The following is an 18,798-nucleotide window of genomic DNA, read 5'->3' on the forward strand; positions in this document are numbered from 1 at the left end:
CCCCGCGGGCGCCCCTCGGCTCCCTCGTCCTCGCCGACGAGATCACCGCCGCCGACCTGGGCGCCGAGACCGCCGAGGGCTTCGTGCCGGTGACCGGCCTCGGCTTCGGGACCGTCACCCACCGCCCGCCGGCCGCCCTGGTGCGCGACGCCGCCGCCGCGACCGGCGCGCTCACCGGCACCGTCCTGACCGTCTCCACGGTGACCGGCACCGCCGCCCGCGCCGACGAGCTGCGCTCCCGCCACCCGCGGGCGCTGGCCGAGGCGATGGAGGGCTTCGGGGTCGCGGAGGCCGCCGCCGCGCACGGCGTGCCGGTGCTGGAGCTGCGGGCGGTGTCGAACCCCGTCGGCCCGCGCGACCGCGCCGCCTGGCGCATCGGCGACGCCCTGAGCGCCCTCACCGAGGGCTTCGGGAAGCTCGCGCCCGTCCTGCAGAGTTGGAACCCGCATGAGCAGTGAACAGCACCAGCGGCAGTGCACGAGCGGTGAGCAGCACGAGCGGCCCCGCACAAGCGGTGAGCAGCACGAGCGACCCCGCACAAGCGGTGAGCAGCACGAGCGACCCCGCACAAGCGGTGAGCAGCACGAGCGACCCCGCACAAGCGGTGAGCAGCACGAGCGGCCCCGCACAAGCGGTGAGCAGCACGAGCGGCAGCGGCTGCGGATCGCGTACTCGCCCTGCCCCAACGACACCTTCGTCTTCGACGCCCTCGCCCACGGCCGCGTCCCCGGCGCGCCAGAGCTGGACGTCACCTTCGCCGACATCGACATCACCAACGGCATGGCCGAGCGCGGCGAGTCCGACGTGCTGAAGGTGTCCTACGCGGTGCTGCCGTACGTCCTGGACGACTACGCCCTGCTGCCCTGCGGAGGCGCGCTGGGCCGCGGCTGCGGGCCGCTGGTGCTGACCCGGGAGCCGGGGGCGGACCTCGCGGGCGGCACCGTCGCCGTGCCGAGCGAGAAGTCGACGGCGTATCTGCTGTTCCGGCTGTGGGCGGCGGACGTGCTGCCGGACGGGGTGGGCCGGATCGTGGTGATGCCGTTCCACGAGATCATGCCGGCCGTGCGGGACGGCAAGGTCCGCGCGGGGCTCGTCATCCACGAGGCGCGCTTCACCTACCAGAACTACGGCCTGCACAAGCTCGCCGACATGGGCGAGCACTGGGAGCACACCACCGGGCTGCCGATCCCGCTGGGCGCGATCATCGCCAGGCGGTCGCTGGGCGCGGAGGCGCTGACGCGGCTCGCCGACGCCATCCGCACCTCGGTCCGGATGGCCTGGGACGACCCCGCCGCCTCCCGCCCGTACGTGATGGAGCACGCCCAGGAGATGGACCCGGCCGTCGCCGACCAGCACATCGGGCTGTATGTGAACGAATTCACCGCCGCGCTCGGCGAGGACGGCTACGCCGCCGTGCGGGGGCTGCTCACCCGTGCGGCGGCCGAGGGACTGGTCCCGCCCCTCGGCCCGGACGCCCTGCGCTTCCCGTAGGCCGGGCCCCGGCTCGGGGCCCGGCCTCAGACGTCCAGCTGGTCGGCGACGGCGCGCAGCAGGCCGGCGATCTTCTTGCCGGCCGCCTTGTCGGGGTAGCGGCCCCGCTCCAGCATCGGGGTGATGTTCTCCAGGAGCGTCGTCAGGTCCTGGACGATGGAGGCCAGCTCGTCGGGCTTCTTGCGCTGGGCCGCCGCGACCGACGGGGTCTCCAGGAGCGTCAGGGACAGGGCCTGGTCACCCCGCTGCCCGGCGACCACGCCGAACTCCACGCGCTGCCCCGGCTTGAGTGTCTCGACTCCGGCGGGGAGGACCGAGGAATGCACGAAGACGTCGCCGCCGTCGTCACGGGAGAGAAAGCCGAAGCCCTTCTCGCTGTTGAACCACTTGACCTTGCCGGTAGGCACGTCTGTCCTCGTCCTCGTACTCGTCGGAAAACTGCTTCTGAAACGGCTCTTGATAGCACTCGGGCGGGCCTGGTGACCCGCCGGTACCAAGGCTAATGGTCTTCAGGCCGGTGACAAGACGTCACCCGGTTGTTCCCTACGCGCTGGGAACTACCCTGGTCGGGTGCGTGACAAAACCCAAGCGAATTCCGCCGCGCCCGGTGACGGTCTGGTCCGTGCCGGTGCCATCGTCTTCTTCATCGGCGCTGTGGCCACACTGGTCACGGTGGCCCCGCTGTTCCTCGGAACGGAGCCCTTTCCGACGTACATGTTCGGATTGAGCATGCTCATGGCGGTCGGATTCCTGATGGCAGGCGCGGGGGTTCTGCGCTCGGTCGCGGCGGGGCGGCGTCAGGCCCGGGCGGGACGGTAGCCGGAGCAGTAGTCCGAAAACCACCGGGGAAATTCTTTCAGATCCGGTAGTACTACGTCCGCGCCGGCCGCGCGGAGCTCGTCGGGGTCGCAGGGCCCGGTGGCGACCGCCACGGAGACCGCGCCGGCGGCCCGGGCTCCGCGCACGTCTCCCACGTGATCACCCACATAGACGCACGCGCCGTGCTCGCGCAGGGCGACGGCCTTCTGCTCGGCCCACAGGTCGCCTATCACGGCGTCCGGCTCGAGGCCGAGGTGCTCCAGGTGCAGCTTGGCGTTCGGCTCGTGCTTGGCCGTGACGACGAGGGCGCGGCCGCCGGCCTCCTGCACGGCGGTGATCGCCTCACGGGCGCCGGTCAGGGCGAGCGTGGGCTCGATCGCGTACGCCGGGTACATGGCCCGGTACATCGCCGCCATCTCCTCCACCTGCTCGGCGGGGAACCAGTTCGCCATCTCCTCCGTCAGGGGCGGGCCCAGGCGGGTGACGGCGAGGTCGGCGTCGATACGGGTGCCGGTGCGTTCCGCCAGCGCGACGTAGCAGGCGCGGATCCCTGGCCGGGAGTCGATCAGGGTCATGTCGAGATCGAATCCCACGGTGGGACCGGGCGGGGAGACGTTCACGTCGGTGGAAGCCATGGGTGCCATTGTCCAGGGCGGTACGCGTCGCCTTCCGACGGCCGGGCCCGATTGCGAGGCCGCCCGGCGCGCGTGCAGGCCGGGGGCAGGCGGCGCACCCCGGCGCCAACGGGGTACCGCCCGCGCCCACCCTCCCCCACTCTCGGCTTCGCTCGAGCGGGGGACCCCCATCGCCCCAGGCGGCACGCATGGCCGCGGAGGCCGAGTCGGACCGTCGCCGCCACGGTCCGCTCAGCCGGCCAACGGCGGGCGCTCGCGTCACCCCGCAGGGCAGTAGGCAGCGAGGGGTGCCGTGACGTCGACGGGAGGACGGCCGGCCTCGCCCAACCGGGCGGCGTGCCGCCGGCGAAGTGGAGTCGGCGGGTGGACTGGCCCGCCCATCCGCGGGCAGTCGTGCCGCAGGGCGGCACGGGTGGGCGCGGGCGGTGACGCGGTGGCGCCGGGTCGCGCCACCTGCCCCCGGTCCGCAAGAACCCGGTCACCTGAGGCGTCGGGTTGCACCAGTCACCCCCGGCCGGCAAAAACCCGGTTCACCTGCGGCGCTGGGAGCGCCAGACGAGGAAGACCGCGGAGGCGAGGGCGGCGCCCCGGACGACCCAGGGCCAGGTCTCGGCGATCGCCTCGTTCATCGCGCCCTCGGCGATCGGATCGCCCCAGCCGCGGTTGGTCCGGCCCCACAGCCACACCACGCCCGACGTGAGCGCCAGGCCCGGCAGGATGACGACCGCCCACTTGACCTCCGCCGGGGTCAGCCGCCGCGAGGCGTACGCGATCAGCCAGCCGAAGAGCAGGACGAAGAGATTCCCCAGCACCGTCCCCGCGACCAGCAGCCCGGCGGCGAGCAGGAGCATGGGGTTCTGCCAGCTGCGTTGACGGGAGAGCAGGCGCAGGCTACGGCGCCGGGTCCTCTCAGTCTCGACCTCGGCCTCGGCCTCGAGCTCGCCCTCGGTCTCCGGCTCCGCCCGCTTCTCCTCCGTCTGCCTCGGCTGCGGCGGCCTGAGGAGTTCGGGGATCTCGATTCCGCCGGTGAATCCGGGCACCTCGTCGCCCACCCCGAGCGGACCGCGGTCCACCTGCCACCAGTCGGGCCGCGACGTGTCCCCCATCTCGTCCATGCCGGCCCGGTGGGGCGGGGAGGGTCCGTCCGTTCGCTCCCGAGCGGCCGGGGTCGCGGCCGCAGTGGAAGAGGCCGCCTCCGTACCGCCGTCCGGCTGGTCCGCGGGGCGGGTGCGGGGGATGACCTTCCGGAGTACGCCCTTGCCGACCCTGCCCCGCTCGCCCCGCTCACCTCGCTCACCGTCCCGCTGCAGCGGCACCGCCGCCCGCGGCGCCGGAGCGGCCGGCGCCGGAGAACCCTGCGCCCCCTCGGACGCCGCCGTCACCACCTCGTCCGGCGTCCCCAGGCGGGAGATGATCCGGCGGACGGCTGCCGGTGAGTCGACGACCGCCCTGGCGCGCCGCCGGTCGATCTCGTCCCGCAGCCGGGCGACCAGCCGCATGCGGTCCGCCGACGGCAACTGCCGCTGCTGCGCCACGTCGCCGACCCGGCTCAGATACTCGTAGACGACCTGGTCACTCTCGATACCCACGAAGTCCCCTCCGGGGCTGAAGTGTTGGGACACCCGGTCGCACGACCGTATCGCGAGTCGCACCGGCCGACCCAACTCCCGGGCCCCCCGCGGCGTGGCCACCCGCTACCGTGAGTCGGATGAGCACCGAGGACAAGCCCGTGCCGGCCTCGTCGGCCGCGGCCCCCCGTTCCCTGGCGGAGGCGCTCAGGGGGCGGGACGACGCCTCCCTGGCCGCGCTGCTGCGCAGCAGGCCGGACCTCATCACGCCCGTGCCGACCGACCTGACCCAGCTGGCCACCCGCGCCGGGACCCGCGCCTCGGTGGTGCGCGCGCTGGAGCGGCTGGACCGGTTCGCGCTGCAGACCGCGGAGGCGCTCGCCGTGGCCCCGGACCCGGCGACGTACGAGGAACTGCTCGGCCTGATGGCGGGCGACGAGGGTGACCCGGCGGTCGCCGCCGCGCTGCCGCACGCGCTGGGCACGCTGCGCGAGCAGGCGCTGGTGTGGGGCGGCGACGACCGGCTGCGGCTGGTGCGCACCGCCCGTGAGCTGCTGTCCCCGTCGCCGCAGCATCCGTCCCCGACCGGTCTGGGGCCGACCGTGCAGGAGGCCACCGCCGGGATGTCGCCGGGGCGCATCCAGGAGATCCTCGCGGCCGTGGGGCTGCCGTCCACCCACGACTCGGTGTCCGCGGTGGCCGCGCTGACCGAGCTGTTCACCGACCGCCGGCGGATGGCGGCGCTGCTCGCCGGGGCGCCGGCCGAGTCGCTCCAGGTGCTGGAACGGCTGGTGTGGGGCCCGCCGTACGGGCAGGTCACCGCCGACCCGGCGCCCAGGCTGCGCTGGCTGCTGGACCGGGGGCTGCTGCTGCCGACCGCGCCCGGCACGGTCGTGCTGCCCCGCGAGGTGGCGCTGCATCTGCGCGGCGGCCGCGCGCACCGGACGCCGGAGCCGGTGCCGCCGCCGGTGGAGACCGCGGCGGCGCACCGTCCACAGGTTGTGGACGCGGCGGCGGCCGCCCAGGCGTACACCGCGCTGGCCACCGTCGAGGAGCTGCTGAAGGACTGGGACGAGGGCGGCCCCTCGGTGCTGCGGGCCGGGGGCCTGAGCGTGCGGGACCTCAAGCGCACCGCCGTCGCCCTGGACGTGCCGGAGCCGGTCGCCGCGTTCTGGGTGGAGCTGGCGTACGCGGCGGGGCTGATCGCCTCCGACGGGGAGGCGGACGAGCGGTACGCGGCGACCCCGGCCTATGACGAGTGGCGCGAGCAGCCCGCCGCCGAGCGCTGGGCCCGCCTGGCGACCGCCTGGCTGACGGCGACCCGCGTCTCCGGGCTGGTCGGCGGCCGGGACGCGAAGGACCGCGCGCTGTCCGCGCTCGGCCCGGGCCTCGACCGCTCGGCCGCCCCGGAGGTGCGCCACCGGGTGCTGGCCCTGCTGGCCGGGCTCCCGGCGGGTGCCGCGCCGGTCCCGGAGTCGGTCCTGGCGCGCCTGCACTGGGAGCGGCCGCTGCGCGGCGGGCAGAACAGCGGCGGCGGGCAGAACAGCCGCGGCGGGCAGAACACCGGGGGCGACACGGGCGACGACCTGCGCACCCGCATCGCCCGCTGGACCCTCTCCGAGGCGGAACTGCTGGGGATCACCGGGCGCGGGGCGCTGTCCGCGCACGGGCGGGCGCTGATCGGCGCGCCCGCGCCACCGGAGCCGGAGGCCGAGCCGGAGGGCCCCGGCGACAAGCTGCCGGTGCATCACCGGCCCGCCCCGCCGCTCACGCCCCTGCCGCCGGCCGAGCAGGCCGCCGCCTCCGCTGCCGCCGCCCGGCTGCTCGCGCCCCAGCTGCCCGAGCCGCTGGACCATGTACTGCTCCAGGCCGACCTGACGGCGGTCGCGCCGGGGCCGCTGCAGCGGCCGCTGGCCGACATGCTGGGCGTGCTGGCGGACGTGGAGTCCAAGGGCGGTGCGACCGTCTACCGGTTCACGCCGGGCTCGGTGCGGCGCGCGCTGGACGCCGGGCAGACCGCCGCCGATCTGCACGCCTTCCTCGCCGAGCACTCCCGCACCCCGGTGCCGCAGCCGCTGACGTACCTGATCGACGACGTGGCCCGGCGGCACGGGCAGCTGCGGGTCGGCGCCGCCTCGGCGTACGTCCGGTGCGACGACGACGCGATGCTGAACGAGATCCTCGCCGACCGGAGGGCCGCCGGCCTGGGCCTGCGCCGGCTGGCGCCGACCGTCCTCGCGGCGCAGACGGACCCGGCCGCGCTGCTGGAGGGGCTGCGCGCGATGGGGTTCGCGCCGGCCGCCGAATCGGCGGAGGGCGATGTGCTGATCAGCCGCGCCCACGCCTACCGCACCCCGCCGCGCTCGGCCCCCGAGCCGGTGCCGGAGGGGCCTCCCGTCCCCGACGACACGCTGCTGACGGCCGCGATCCGCGCCATCCGCGCCGGTGACCGCGCCTCCACGACGCCGCGCAAGCAGATCGCCCCGGACGGCTCCGGGGGCGGCGGCAGCGGCAGCGGCGGGCTGCCGCGCACGACGGCCGCCGAGACCCTCGCCGCCATGCAGGCGGCCGTCCTCACCGGCGAGGCGCTGTGGATCGGCTACGTCAACGCCGAGGGCGCCGCCAGCCAGCGCGTCATCGCCCCGATCCGCGTCGAGGGCGGCTTCGTCACGGCGTACGACCACACCGCCGACGAGGTGCGGACGTACCCGCTGCACCGGATCACGGGCGTGGCGGAGCTGGCCGAGGACGACTGACCGGGTCCGCCGTATGCCCGCCTGACACCCCGGCGGGCCTCACACCTACGGGTGTACGGCGGACTTCATGCACGCCACGCCGGAGACTTCCAACGACCGGGCGAGCTTGGGGGCGTGTCCGCATTCCGGCGCCGGCCGCGGGGCAGCCACCGGGTGTCCCTGAACGGGCCGGGATGAGCCGACCGGGGATCAGCCGGGCCCCGTTCGTGTGCAACAGGAAGGAAGTCCCCATGCGACGTGCCGTTCGTCGGGTCGCTGCCGTACTGACCTCCACCGTGGCGCTGCTCGGCGCCCTGGCCGCGGACGCGGCGGCGGTCGGCATCGACCTCGGCGGTGGCGTGACTCTCTGACGCGCTCAGACGCCTACTCCGTTCTCGTTCTCGCGGGCCGGTCCCTGTCCCCGGGACCGGCCCGTCCCCGTGCAAGGTTTCCGGCGACAAGCGAAAGGCCGCCCGTGCGTCTCCCGCTCGCTCTCGCGCTCGCCCTCGGCACCGCCACCGCCTGTGTCCTGCTCGCCGGGCTCGCCCCGGCTGCCGCTGCCCCTGCCCGTCACCGGCGGGGAGCCGCTGGTCACCGAGGGCGTCCAGGTCGAGGGACCGCTGGTGAACAACCTCACGCTGCCCGCGCTGAAGTAGCTCGCCCGCTCCGGCCCCGGCGGGCGGACGATCAGGCAGACTGGACGTTTGGCCGTGTGTGCCCGTGCCGAGCCCGTCGCAGAAAGGCAGCCGCGCGTGAATGGTCCGCTGATCGTCCAGTCCGACAAGACCCTGCTCCTCGAGGTCGACCACGAGCAGGCCGACGACTGCCGTCGCGCCATCGCGCCGTTCGCCGAACTCGAGCGGGCCCCGGAGCACATCCACACCTACCGGGTGACCCCGCTGGGCCTGTGGAACGCGCGGGCGGCGGGCCATGACGCCGAGCAGGTCGTCGACGCGCTGGTGCAGTACAGCCGCTACCCGGTGCCGCACGCGCTGCTGGTCGACATCGCCGAGACCATGGACCGCTACGGCCGGCTCAGCCTGGTCAAGCACCCGGCGCACGGGCTGGTCCTCACCACCACCGACCGGCCGGTCCTGGAGGAGGTGCTGCGCTCCAAGCGGATCGCCCCGCTGGTCGGCGCCCGGATCGACCCGGACACGGTCGCCGTGCACCCTTCGGAGCGCGGGCAGATCAAGCAGGTGCTGCTGAAGCTGGGCTGGCCCGCCGAGGACCTCGCCGGGTACGTCGACGGTGAGGCGCACCCGATCGAGCTGCGCGAGGAGGGCTGGAAGCTCCGGCCCTACCAGAAGCAGGCGGTGGAGAACTTCTGGCACGGCGGCAGCGGTGTCGTCGTGCTGCCCTGCGGCGCGGGCAAGACCCTGGTCGGGGCCGGTGCGATGGCGCAGGCGAAGTCGACCACGCTGATCCTGGTCACCAACACCGTCTCGGCCCGCCAGTGGAAGCACGAGCTGGTGCGGCGCACCTCGCTCACCGAGGACGAGATCGGCGAGTACAGCGGGACGAAGAAGGAGATCCGTCCCGTCACCATCGCCACGTACCAGGTACTGACCACCAAGCGGAAGGGTGTCTACCCGCACCTGGAGCTGTTCGACTCCCGGGACTGGGGTCTGATCGTCTACGACGAGGTGCATCTGCTGCCCGCGCCCGTCTTCAAGTTCACCGCCGACCTCCAGGCCCGGCGCCGGCTGGGCCTGACCGCCACGCTGGTGCGTGAGGACGGCCGCGAGTCGGACGTCTTCTCGCTCATCGGCCCCAAGCGGTTCGACGCGCCGTGGAAGGAGATCGAGGCGCAGGGCTACATCGCGCCCGCCGACTGCGTGGAGGTCCGCGTCAACCTCACCGACTCCGAGCGGCTCGCCTACGCCACCGCCGAGGTCGAGGAGAAGTACCGCTTCTGCGCCACCACGGACACCAAGCGGAAGGTCGCCGAGGCGATCGTCCGGCGGTTCGAGGGCCAGCAGATCCTCGTGATCGGCCAGTACATCGACCAGCTCGACGAGCTCGGCGAGCACCTGGGCGCGCCGGTGATCAAGGGTGAGACGTCCAACGCGCAGCGGGAGAAGCTGTTCGACGCGTTCCGGAAGGGCGAGATCAACGTCCTGGTCGTGTCGAAGGTGGCGAACTTCTCCATCGACCTGCCCGAGGCGACGGTCGCCATCCAGGTCTCGGGCACCTTCGGCTCCCGCCAGGAGGAGGCCCAGCGGCTCGGCCGCGTGCTGCGCCCCAAGGCGGACGGCCATCAGGCGCACTTCTACTCGGTGGTCGCCCGCGACACCATCGACCAGGACTTCGCCGCCCACCGCCAGCGCTTCCTCGCCGAACAGGGCTACGCCTACCGGATCATGGACGCGGACGAACTCCTCGCGGAGAGCTGAGCGTCCGCGCTCCGGCGTCCTACCCCTGCGGCAGGCTCATCACCAGCATCAGCACGAACAGGGACGGCATCAGCGACAGGGCCGCCACCAGCGCCCGCCACATCGACCAGCGGTGCGTCCAGGGCAGCACCCACGAGGTGACCCACGCCCCGAGGGTCAGCAGACCGCCGTAGAACATCGCGCCGTCGATCAGGGTCAGCCGGGTCATGAGCGCCTGCGAGCAGTTGTCGGGGCCGCAGGCGTCCGTCGCCATGGGAGAGAGCCCTCCGAAGAACAGCGCGGCTGGGCCGAGGAAGAACAACAGCGCGGTCGCGACGGCCGGCGCCACCCGGGCTCGGCGATCGTGGTCGGCCGCCGGGAGCAGGACTGCGGGGTTCGGAGTGATCGGGTGAGGGCTCGAATGGCTCATACCGGCAGTGAAGCCGCACAGCCGGCGCCCGCGCACCGGTCGGGGTACTCAGTCGGAGGGGGTGGGAGTACTCATGTAACGGTGTGCTCAGGAGCGGGTGGGGTCCTTGCGGCGGACGCCGGCCTCCTCGGCGTACTCGCCGAGGACGATGACGTCGAAGGCGGCGCGCAGGAAGACCTTGACGGCACGCAGGGCGTCGCCGAGCGGGTGGTGGTGTTCGCCTCGTAGCGGGGTCGCGCCGGCCGGTGGCCGGCCCGGTGGGGTGGCTGGGTGGATGGCTGCTGCACTCATGTCTCCATGGTGACTCCGCCGGCGCCCCTGGAGCATCGGTCCGAAGGCCCCATTCCCGAGGCCCGCGTGTACATCTCCCGGCCGGCGGACAGCGCCCGCCTCCCGCCGCCGGACGGACACGCCCCCTAGGGGTCGGCCGGGCCAAGTGTGCCGGAGGGCGCCGGAAATTCATTGGGCGCCCGCCCCGCTCCGTCCTAAAATCACCGCCCTTGCCCGCCTCCCCTTCACGGAGTGCCGCCGACCGGACGGAAACCGGCCGGCATCTCGCATGCCCACCTCGCACAGGTCCTTCGGAGGCACCCCCTTGTCCAGCGCCGACCCCCTGTCCCGTGAGCGCGCCCATCTCGCCGCGTCCCGTGCCGCCCTGCGCGCGATGCGGGAGGACGTCGAGGCCCTCGACATCAGCGACGTCACCGCGAACTGGGTCAACGCCCAAGTCCTCCAGCGCCAGATCGAGCAGCGCATCAAGGCGCTCGCCGACCTCAGCGACACCCCGCTGTTCTTCGGCCGCCTCGACTATCTGCACGCCCCCGGCGTCGAGAAGGCGGAGGGCGCGCAGGGCGAGTCCTTCTACATCGGGCGCCGCCATGTGCACGACGCGGACGGCGACCCGATGGTGATCGACTGGCGTGCGCCGGTGTCCCAGCCGTTCTACCGGGCGTCCAAGAAGGACCCGATGGACATCGCGCTGCGCCGCCGCTTCGGCTACACCGGCGGCGAGCTCACCGCCTACGAGGACGAGCATCTGTCGGACCCGGCGGAGGCGGCGCGGACCAGCAGGCTGCTCCAGCAGGAGATCGAGCGCCCGCGCGTGGGCCCGATGCGGGACATCGTCGCCACCATCCAGCCCGAGCAGGACGAGATCGTGCGGTCCGGCCTGGCGGGCAGCGTCTGCGTGCAGGGCGGTCCCGGCACCGGCAAGACCGCCGTCGGCCTGCACCGGATCGCCTACCTCCTCTACGCGCACCGCGAGCGCCTGGCCCGCACGGGCACCCTGGTCGTCGGCCCCAACCGCTCCTTCCTGCACTACATCGAGCAGGTGCTGCCCGCACTGGGCGAGCTGACCGTCGCGCAGGCCACGGTGGACGACCTGGTCGCCCACGTCGAGGTGCGCGCCACCGACGACACGCGGGCGGCGACCGTCAAGGGCGACGCGCGCATGGCCGAGGTCCTGCGCCGGGCCCTCTACTCCCACGTCACCATGCCCACGGAACCGGTGGTCGTGGTCCGCGGCTCCCGCCGCTGGCGCGTCCCGGCGTACGAACTCGAGGAGATCGTCCGGCAGTTGCTGGAGCGGGACATCCGCTACGGCGCCGCCCGGGATGCGCTGCCGCAGCGCATCGCGCATGCCGTGCTGGTGCAGATGGAGCGGGCCGGGGAGGCGCCGGACGACCGGGTGCAGGACGCGGTGGCCCGCAACAGCGCGGTGAAGGCGGCGGTGAAGGCGATCTGGCCGCAGGTCGACCCGGCGAAGCTGGTGATGCGCCTGCTCGGCGACGCGGAGTTCCTGGCCGAGCACTCCGCCGGACTGCTCGAGGAGGACGAGCGGAAGGCGATCCTGTGGCCAAAGCCCGCGCGGTCGGTGAAGTCGGCGAAGTGGACCGCGGCGGACGCCGTACTGATCGACGAGGCGGCCGATCTGATCCAGCGCACCCCGTCCCTCGGCCATGTCGTCCTCGACGAGGCGCAGGACCTCTCCCCCATGCAGTACCGGGCGGTCGGGCGCCGCTGCTCCACCGGTTCGGCCACCGTCCTCGGAGACCTGGCACAGGGCACCACCCCGTGGGCGACCCGCAGCTGGCAGGAGGCCCTGGCCCACCTGGGCAAGCCGGACGCGGCGATCGAGGAACTCACGGCCGGTTTCCGCGTCCCCACGGACGTCATCACCTACGCCTCCCGCCTGCTCCCGCACATCGCCCCGGGCCTGACCCCGGTGACCTCCATCCGCGAGAACCCGGGCCTCTTCGAGATCCGCAGCATCACGCAGACGTCCCAAGTCGTCTCCGCCTGCGAGGAATTGCTGGAGAACGAGGGCTCCGTGGGCCTGATCGCCGCCGACCCCCGGATCCCGCAGCTGGCCGAGGCCCTCGCGGCGGCGGGCCTGCCGCACCTGGCCCCGGGCGAGGAGACCACGGAGGGCACCCGCCTGACCCTGGTCCCCGCCTCCCTGGCGAAAGGCCTGGAATACGACTACGTCGTCCTCGACGAACCGGCGGCCGTGATCGACGCCGAGCCCGACGAACCCACCGGCCTCCGCCGCCTCTACGTGTCCCTCACCCGTGCGGTCTCCGGCCTGATCATCACCCACACCGCACCCCTGCCGGAGCAGCTGACGGATTGATCAACTCCCCCGCATCCACGGACCGTACGAGCGGAACGGCAACTCCCTCAGGGGCTACGAGCGGAACAGCAACTCCCTAAAGGGGCGCGGGGCCGTATCAATGTGCGGCTCCGCCGCGCGGGCGCGACCAGCCACCACCCACCCGCACCCGGCAACGCGCAGAAACCCGCCCCCCTCTCACCCGTCCAGAACTTCCCTCCACCTGGCAACCGCCTCCGCGGAGACCGGACCGCGCCACCCCTCCGGCCGGGCGGCTCCGCCGATATGGAACGCCTCGATCCCGGCCCCCCGCAGCGCCGGCACGTGATCGAGGCGCAGGCCGCCGCCCACAAGGAGCTGCTGCTCGTACCCGGGCTCTCCCCTCAGCCCCGCTTCCCTCACCAACGTCGGCAGGCCCGCGTCCACCCCGTCCGCCGCCCCGGCAGTCAGGTAGGTGTCGAGTCCCGGCAGCCCGTCCAGCTGCTTGCGCAGCGCGTCCCGGTCCGCGGCCCGGTCGATGGCCCGGTGGAAGGTCCACCTGCACCCGTCCAGCGCACCGACGACCCGTTCCACCGCGTCCAGGTCCACAGTCCCGTCGGCGTGCAGGAAGCCCAGCACGAACTCCTCGGCGCCGGCCGCCCGCATCTCCTCCGCGACCCCGGCCAGCCGGCCCACGTCCCCCGCGGCGAAGCCGTCCGCCAGCCGCAGCATCACCCGCAGGGGGAGGTCGACCGCCCGGCGGATCGCGGCCACCGTCCGGGGCGAGGGCGTGAGCCCGTCCGCCGCCATGTCGGTGACCAGCTCGAGGCGGTCCGCACCTCCGGCCTGGGCGGCGACCGCGTCCTCGACGTCGAGGGCGATCACCTCCAGGACTGCACGCTTGCTCATGGGACCCCATTCCTCGGCGTCGGGCGGCTACGGGCGGCTCCGGGCCACAGGGCCCGAGAGGTCTAGTCCAATCTAGACTACGCCCCTCACCCGATCAGTCACCGAGGATGTTCAGCTCCGCCGCCTCCACCCCGGCCAGCTCGTAGGGCCGGTCCACCGGCCGCCCCGCGTACAGGCGCACCAGCGTCGAGCCGTCCCCGATGAACCGGGCCGGCGGCCGCTGCCCCGTCGCGTCCCCGAGCCGCAGCGGCTCGTCCGCGTCGTCGAGGTCGGCGTGGAGCGGCACATGGCCCCGCTCCGTGGTCGCCTGCGCCAGCAGCGCCAGCGCGTACGGCAGTCCCGCGCCCCCGTACGCGCCGGGCTCGCCGAAGGCCACGCGCACATCACCGGCGTGCACCCACTCGCCCAGCGCGATCAGATCCAGCGCACCGCCCGCCTTGGCGATCGCCGGGCCCGCCTCGGTCATCCCGCGCTCCAGCTCGTCCACGACCTGGGCGTTGCTCCACCCGGCCCGCTCGGCGATGTCCCGGTCGTTGGACTCGGGCGAGAAGGCCCCCTTCTCGAAGCGGTTCTCCACCACCCGGGTCAGCGCGGCCGAACAGTGCGCCAGCACATCCCGCACCGTCCACGCGGGGCACGCCGCCACCGGCAGCGCGAAGTCCTCCTCCGCCCTGCTGCGCAGCAGGGGGATCAGCGCGTCCCGTTCCACGGCCAGCAGCCGCCCGGGCAGCTCGGGGTCACGTACGTTCTGCACATCCGCAGGAGTCGTCATGCCCCCACGCTAGTGCGGCTCGATTCCCCTGGCAGGGACACCTCGCGACACGGCACTCGGGCCGCCCCGAAGGAGCGGCCCGAGGACCTGGTGCAGCCGACGGGCGGCCGTCACGCCAAGATCGCCGCCTGTTTCCGGTCAGTGACGGCGACCGGTGTGGTCGACGAAGGCGGACCAGGAAGCAGGAGACACGGCGAAGGAGCCCCGTCCGGTGTCCTTGGAGTCGCGGACGCGGACGGAGTGGGGGAGAGCGGCGACCTCGATGCACTCGCCGCCCTCGCCACCGCTGTAGCTGGACTTGAACCAGTGGAGCTGCTGTGCCTGGGACTGCTCGGTGTTCATAGGTCTCCTTGCAGCAACTTCTCGATGTGACGCACGGATTCGGCAGGGGACAACGCCTGCGCCCGCAGGATTCCATACCGCACCGCGAAGCCGCGTACGCTTTCCCGCTTGGTGATCACGCGCCCGTTGCCCTGACTCTCGACATACGCGACCTGTTCTCCGCCGTCCGGCGTCATCAGCGTGAAGGGCCCGTCCGCGCCCGCGTGATCGACGACCCGGGTCGGCATGACCTGGATCTCGACATGGGGGTTCTCCGCGACCAGCCGGATGTGCTCCAGCTGACCGCGCAGCACGTCCACCCCGCCGAACGGCCGCTCCAGCACGGACTCCTCGATCACGAAGCTCAGCGTCGGCGCGGGCTTGCGCTCGTAGATCCTGTGACGGGCCAGCCGTGCCGCCACCATCTCCTCGATCTCGTCCTCGCGCCGCCGGGGCCGACGTACGGTGAACATGGTCCGCGCATACTCCTCGGTCTGCAGCAGACCCGGCACGGCGAGCACCGCGTACGCGTGGAACTCGACGGCCTCCTCCTCGATACGCGCGGCGTCACGGAAGAAGGCCGGATACCGCGTAAGCGCCACGGCCCGCTTCATGGCGGTCAACAGCCCGTTGCCGTCCAGCAGGCCGTCGAGCCGGTCGATGGTCTCCGGCCGTGGAATGCGGCGCCCCTGCTCGATCGCGGCGATCTGCGCCTCGCTGTACCCGATCCGCTCGGCAAGTGCGGCCTGGGTGAGCCCGGCCCGCTCGCGGAGGATCTTCGTCTGCCGGCCGAAGCACCGCAGAAGTTCATCGGCGGGATCCGCTTCCCGCACTGCCGGCTGCCCTGTGATCTGCACCATCGACCGTCCCCTTCCCTGCCCCGACAGCCACGCGCAACACCCCCACAGCGACGCTGTGTAAGGGGCTCGTCACTGGTCACCGTAGGTGTGGGCCACCAAGCTCACCGGCATGACGACCGAAATTCCCTCGTTCGGGAAGACGGGGCAACTCACCGGCCCCGAGCCGCAGTTCGCCATGGCCTTCACCTCCACGCCGCGCGGGGCCCGCCTGGCCCGGCGGCTCGCCTCCCATCGCCTGGACGCCTGGGGCTTCCCGTACGACTCGGACGTGAACGAGACGGTGACCTCGGTGGTGGCGGAACTCGTCGCGAACGCCGTGACGCACGGCCGTGACCCCGGCCGCGACTTCCACCTGCGCCTGACGCTGACCGCCGCCCGCGATCGGGTACGTGTCGAGGTCACCGACACCAGAGGCGACCGCTTGCCGCCTGCCCGGCCGTGCGCGCCCGGGAATCCCGAGGCGGAAGCGGGCCGTGGCCTGTGGCTGGTGACCAGCCTCGCGAGCCGGCTGTCCGTCGAGCCGCAGGAGGGCGGCGGTCCGGGGAAGGTGGTGCGAGCCGAGGTGGATCTCCGCAGCACCCCACCGATGCTGGAGCAGGTGCGGCGTCGTGTACGAGGATCGGCCCATCCGGCCGGTGCACCGCCCGCTACCCGGCTGCTGACGGCGATCGGCGCGGCCGGAACGACGGATACCCGCGCAGCGGGAACAATGGACCGCATGGCCGATCTCGACGCCCTGCGTGCCCGATTCGCCCGCGCCCTCGAAAGTGCCCGCGGCGGCGCCGGGGGTCCCGACCCCGGGCCCTACGCCGACCATCTGCTCAGGCGCTGGCAGGAGCCGCGGCGGCACTATCACACGGTCGCGCATCTCACCGCGGTGCTGGACCACGTCGACGAGCTGCAGGCGTACGCCGACGACCCCGACGTGGTGCGGCTGGCGGCCTGGTTCCACGACGCGGTGTATCTGCCGGAGCGGTCGGAGAACGAGGAGCGGTCGGCGCGGCTGGCCGAGCGGGCGCTGCCCGAGGCCGAGGTGCCGGGGGACAAGGTCGCCGAGGTGGCCCGGCTGGTCCGGCTCACCGTCACGCACGATCCCGCCGACGGCGACCGCGACGGGCAGGTGCTCTGCGACGCCGACCTGGCGATCCTGGGCTCGCCGCCTTCGGCGTACGCCCACTACACGGCGGCCGTCCGCGAGGAGTACCACTTCGTGCCCGCGGACGCCTTCCGCGAGGGCCGGGCCGCGGTTCTGCGTCAACTCCTCGATCTGCCGCGCCTGTTCCGCACGCCCTACGGCCGGGAGCACTGGGAGGCCACCGCCCGCCACAACATGCGCGGGGAGCTGGAAATGCTGTCGCAGCCGGTGCCGCCGTCCTCGTAGCCTTCGTCCGGTCGGTCGACTCCGCCCGCCTCACCTACGAGTTCCGCGAACAGGTCAGCTGAGGTTCAGCGCAGCGAACCCGCCGGCTGCGAGTTCCTCGGGCCGCTCGGCTGGAGGTTCAGCGAATCGCCCCTTCTGCTAGTTCCCCAAGCTGCCCGGCTGGACGTCACGTGAACCGCCCGGCCAGACGGCCCCCTTGCGCCGGCGCAGCCCAGCCGCGTGCAGCAGCCGCACCACCTCGCGGCTGCTCACCTCCCGCGCCCCGGCGCGCACGGCGTCGGCGTACCGCTGGCGGGGGATGTCGTAGTGGTCGCGCTCGAAGGCGCGGCGCGGGACGCCGAGCCGCTCGGCGAAGGCGTGGAGTTCCTCGTAGGAGTGGTCGCTGACCAGATGCGACCAGAGGCGGCCGTGGCCCGGCCAGGTGGGCGGGTCGATGTAGAGCGTCACGACTCGGCCGCCCCGCCGCCCGTCGCCGCGCCCAGCGCGCCGACCGCCGCGACCTTCACGCCGGCCTTGGTGCACACCCAGTGCGGGTCGGGTCCGAGCTCCGGTTCCACCTCCAGTGCGTGCGGGGCGCCGGAGCCGCACACCGGGCACAGCGGCCAGCGGCCGTACCGCTCCAGCAGGGCGTCCTGCACGTCCTGGGCGACCAGGCCGGCGAGATAGGCGGAGCCCTCCGGCCACTGCTCGACCCACCAGCGGCGCTGGGCCACGGACTCCTCGACCAGGGAGACCACGTCCGCCTCGGCCACCTCGCGCGCCACCAGATCCGCGAGCACCAGGGCGCGCGCCGCGTGCAGCGCCTGTTCCAAGGGGCTGACGTGGGCAGCGGGAGAGGCGTCGCCCGAAGTACCGTGCGGGTCGGAGGGGGTCATGTCCCTATTGTGCGCGCTCTTGACCGCACCACAGAGCCGAAAATATCTTTCATCTGTGACCAGTGAAGTGAAGGAAATTTTCGCGACTGAGCGCGGCCCCGGCGGTTCCGCCTCAGCACCGCCCGCGCCCGCCGCCCTCGCGGCCAAGGTACGCACGCTGGCCCCGTCGATGACCCGCTCCATGCAGCGGGTCGCGGAGGCCGTCGCGAACGACCCGGCGGGCTGCGCGGCGCTCACGGTCACCGGCCTCGCCGAGCTCACCGGCACCAGCGAGGCCACCGTCGTGCGCACCGCCCGCCTGCTGGGCTACCCCGGCTACCGCGATCTGCGCCTGGCCCTGGCCGGGCTCGCCGCCCAGCAGCAGTCGGGCCGGGCGCCCGCCATCACCACCGACATCGCGGTGGACGACCCGATCGCCGACGTGGTCGCCAAGCTCGCCTACGACGAGCAGCAGACCCTGGCCGACACCGCGGCCGGGCTGGACACCGTGCAGCTGGGCGCCGCCGTCACCGCGCTCGCCTCGGCGGGCCGGACCGACGTCTACGGCGTCGGCGCCTCCGGGCTGGTCGCCCAGGACCTCACCCAGAAGCTGCTGCGCATAGGGCTCATCGCCCACGCCCACAGCGACCCGCACCTCGCCGTCACCAACGCGGTGCAGCTGCGCTCGGGTGACGTGGCCATCGCGATCACCCACTCCGGTTCCACCGGCGACGTCATCGAACCGCTCCGGGTCGCCTTCGAGCGCGGGGCGACCACGGTGGCGATCACCGGGCGGCCGGACAGCCCGGTCACCCAGTACGCCGATCATGTGCTGACCACCTCCACGGCGCGGGAGAGCGAACTGCGCCCGGCGGCGATGTCCTCGCGCACGGGCCAGCTGCTGGTGGTGGACTGCCTGTTCGTCGGGGTGGCGCAGCGGACGTACGAGTCGGCGGCGCCGGCGCTGTCCGCCTCGTACGAGGCGCTGGCGCACCGGCACCGGGCCGGCCGCAAGGGTCCCTAGGGGTGTCCGGGACGCCGTGGTGAGCCGCGTACGG

General features: G+C 73.4%; 20 protein-coding genes and 1 pseudogene. 10 read left to right on the forward strand and 11 right to left on the reverse strand.

Features of this window, described 5'->3' with window-relative positions; all coding sequences use genetic code 11:
* Positions 1-458, forward strand: a 458-nt coding sequence (locus tag ABD207_RS13395) for a futalosine hydrolase (RefSeq protein WP_344012773.1), incomplete at its 5' end; no start/stop codon positions are given.
* Positions 459-657: 199 nt separating this feature from the next.
* Positions 658-1,491, forward strand: coding sequence for a 1,4-dihydroxy-6-naphtoate synthase (locus ABD207_RS13400; protein ID WP_425580716.1), 834 nt, complete (start codon positions 658-660; stop codon positions 1,489-1,491).
* A 26-nt stretch (positions 1,492-1,517) separates the two neighbouring features.
* Here ABD207_RS13400 and ABD207_RS13405 read toward each other — a convergent pair whose 3' ends face one another.
* On the reverse strand, positions 1,518-1,898 hold the full coding sequence (locus tag ABD207_RS13405) for a cold-shock protein (RefSeq protein ID WP_167996215.1): 381 nt from the start codon (positions 1,896-1,898) through the stop codon (positions 1,518-1,520).
* Between the two features lie 163 nt (positions 1,899-2,061).
* Here ABD207_RS13405 and ABD207_RS13410 point away from each other — a divergent pair, with 163 nt between their 5' ends.
* Complete coding sequence (locus ABD207_RS13410) at positions 2,062-2,310, forward strand: hypothetical protein (protein WP_343999040.1); 249 nt, start codon at positions 2,062-2,064, stop codon at positions 2,308-2,310.
* On the opposite strand, the gene ABD207_RS13415 is transcribed toward ABD207_RS13410, so the two are convergent.
* Both ABD207_RS13415 and ABD207_RS13420 read right to left on the reverse strand, forming a co-directional pair.
* Positions 2,289-2,945, reverse strand: a complete 657-nt coding sequence (locus tag ABD207_RS13415) for an HAD family hydrolase (RefSeq protein WP_344012774.1) — start codon at positions 2,943-2,945, stop codon at positions 2,289-2,291. The two genes, ABD207_RS13410 and ABD207_RS13415, sit on opposite strands and share 22 nt — an antisense overlap.
* 530 nt (positions 2,946-3,475) lie before the next feature.
* The gene (locus ABD207_RS13420; protein ID WP_344012776.1) at positions 3,476-4,534 is read right to left on the reverse strand and encodes a hypothetical protein; all 1,059 of its coding nucleotides are present in this window, start codon (positions 4,532-4,534) and stop codon (positions 3,476-3,478) included.
* 119 nt (positions 4,535-4,653) lie between these two features.
* Here ABD207_RS13420 and ABD207_RS13425 point away from each other — a divergent pair, with 119 nt between their 5' ends.
* The 3 genes from ABD207_RS13425 (at position 4,654) to ABD207_RS13435 (ending at position 9,644) form a co-directional block, all read left to right on the forward strand.
* Positions 4,654-7,269 carry a helicase-associated domain-containing protein gene (locus ABD207_RS13425; RefSeq protein ID WP_344012778.1) on the forward strand — a complete coding sequence of 872 codons (2,616 nt, stop codon included), beginning with the start codon at positions 4,654-4,656 and terminating at the stop codon, positions 7,267-7,269.
* A 503-nt stretch (positions 7,270-7,772) separates the two neighbouring features.
* Complete coding sequence (locus ABD207_RS13430) at positions 7,773-7,904, forward strand: hypothetical protein (RefSeq protein ID WP_344012780.1); 132 nt, start codon at positions 7,773-7,775, stop codon at positions 7,902-7,904.
* 96 nt (positions 7,905-8,000) lie between these two features.
* Complete coding sequence (locus ABD207_RS13435; RefSeq protein WP_344012783.1) at positions 8,001-9,644, forward strand: DNA repair helicase XPB; 1,644 nt, start codon at positions 8,001-8,003, stop codon at positions 9,642-9,644.
* 19 nt (positions 9,645-9,663) lie between these two features.
* On the opposite strand, the gene ABD207_RS13440 is transcribed toward ABD207_RS13435, so the two are convergent.
* Together ABD207_RS13440 and ABD207_RS13445 are read right to left on the reverse strand one after the other, a co-directional pair.
* Positions 9,664-9,972, reverse strand: coding sequence for a hypothetical protein (locus tag ABD207_RS13440; RefSeq protein WP_344012785.1), 309 nt, complete (start codon positions 9,970-9,972; stop codon positions 9,664-9,666).
* 168 nt (positions 9,973-10,140) lie between these two features.
* The gene (locus ABD207_RS13445; RefSeq protein ID WP_344012787.1) at positions 10,141-10,344 is read right to left on the reverse strand and encodes a hypothetical protein; all 204 of its coding nucleotides are present in this window, start codon (positions 10,342-10,344) and stop codon (positions 10,141-10,143) included.
* Positions 10,345-10,612: 268 nt separating this feature from the next.
* Here ABD207_RS13445 and ABD207_RS13450 point away from each other — a divergent pair, with 268 nt between their 5' ends.
* Complete coding sequence (locus ABD207_RS13450; protein WP_344012789.1) at positions 10,613-12,685, forward strand: HelD family protein; 2,073 nt, start codon at positions 10,613-10,615, stop codon at positions 12,683-12,685.
* A gap of 177 nt (positions 12,686-12,862) precedes the next feature.
* Here the strand turns inward: ABD207_RS13450 and ABD207_RS13455 are convergent, their stop codons facing one another.
* The 4 genes from ABD207_RS13455 to ABD207_RS13470 all read right to left on the reverse strand — a co-directional run bounded on the left by ABD207_RS13455 (position 12,863) and on the right by ABD207_RS13470 (position 15,505).
* Complete coding sequence (locus ABD207_RS13455) at positions 12,863-13,552, reverse strand: copper homeostasis protein CutC (protein ID WP_344012792.1); 690 nt, start codon at positions 13,550-13,552, stop codon at positions 12,863-12,865.
* A 94-nt stretch (positions 13,553-13,646) separates the two neighbouring features.
* Complete coding sequence (locus ABD207_RS13460) at positions 13,647-14,324, reverse strand: maleylpyruvate isomerase family mycothiol-dependent enzyme (protein ID WP_344012794.1); 678 nt, start codon at positions 14,322-14,324, stop codon at positions 13,647-13,649.
* A 138-nt stretch (positions 14,325-14,462) separates the two neighbouring features.
* Complete coding sequence (locus ABD207_RS13465) at positions 14,463-14,666, reverse strand: DUF397 domain-containing protein (protein ID WP_343999057.1); 204 nt, start codon at positions 14,664-14,666, stop codon at positions 14,463-14,465.
* Positions 14,663-15,505, reverse strand: coding sequence for a helix-turn-helix domain-containing protein (locus ABD207_RS13470; RefSeq protein ID WP_344012796.1), 843 nt, complete (start codon positions 15,503-15,505; stop codon positions 14,663-14,665). Before ABD207_RS13470 ends, ABD207_RS13465 begins: the two co-directional genes overlap by 4 nt.
* A gap of 175 nt (positions 15,506-15,680) precedes the next feature.
* Between ABD207_RS13470 and ABD207_RS13475 the strand changes: the two are divergent.
* Both ABD207_RS13475 and ABD207_RS13480 read left to right on the forward strand, forming a co-directional pair.
* A pseudogene (locus tag ABD207_RS13475) lies at positions 15,681-16,049 on the forward strand (ATP-binding protein); the annotation flags it as partial.
* A gap of 174 nt (positions 16,050-16,223) precedes the next feature.
* Positions 16,224-16,886, forward strand: coding sequence for an HD domain-containing protein (locus ABD207_RS13480; protein ID WP_344012904.1), 663 nt, complete (start codon positions 16,224-16,226; stop codon positions 16,884-16,886).
* Positions 16,887-17,024: 138 nt separating this feature from the next.
* Here ABD207_RS13480 and ABD207_RS13485 read toward each other — a convergent pair whose 3' ends face one another.
* Both ABD207_RS13485 and ABD207_RS13490 read right to left on the reverse strand, forming a co-directional pair.
* Positions 17,025-17,333, reverse strand: coding sequence for a DUF4031 domain-containing protein (locus ABD207_RS13485; protein WP_344012797.1), 309 nt, complete (start codon positions 17,331-17,333; stop codon positions 17,025-17,027).
* Positions 17,330-17,761, reverse strand: a complete 432-nt coding sequence (locus tag ABD207_RS13490; RefSeq protein ID WP_344012798.1) for a hypothetical protein — start codon at positions 17,759-17,761, stop codon at positions 17,330-17,332. The genes ABD207_RS13485 and ABD207_RS13490 overlap by 4 nt, the downstream gene beginning before the upstream one ends.
* A 55-nt stretch (positions 17,762-17,816) precedes the next feature.
* Here ABD207_RS13490 and ABD207_RS13495 point away from each other — a divergent pair, with 55 nt between their 5' ends.
* The gene (locus ABD207_RS13495) at positions 17,817-18,764 is read left to right on the forward strand and encodes a MurR/RpiR family transcriptional regulator (protein ID WP_344012800.1); all 948 of its coding nucleotides are present in this window, start codon (positions 17,817-17,819) and stop codon (positions 18,762-18,764) included.
* Positions 18,765-18,798 lie beyond the last annotated feature (34 nt).

Source organism: Streptomyces thermospinosisporus, assembly GCF_039526425.1.
Taxonomy (GTDB): Bacteria; Actinomycetota; Actinomycetes; order Streptomycetales; family Streptomycetaceae; genus Streptomyces; species Streptomyces thermocarboxydovorans.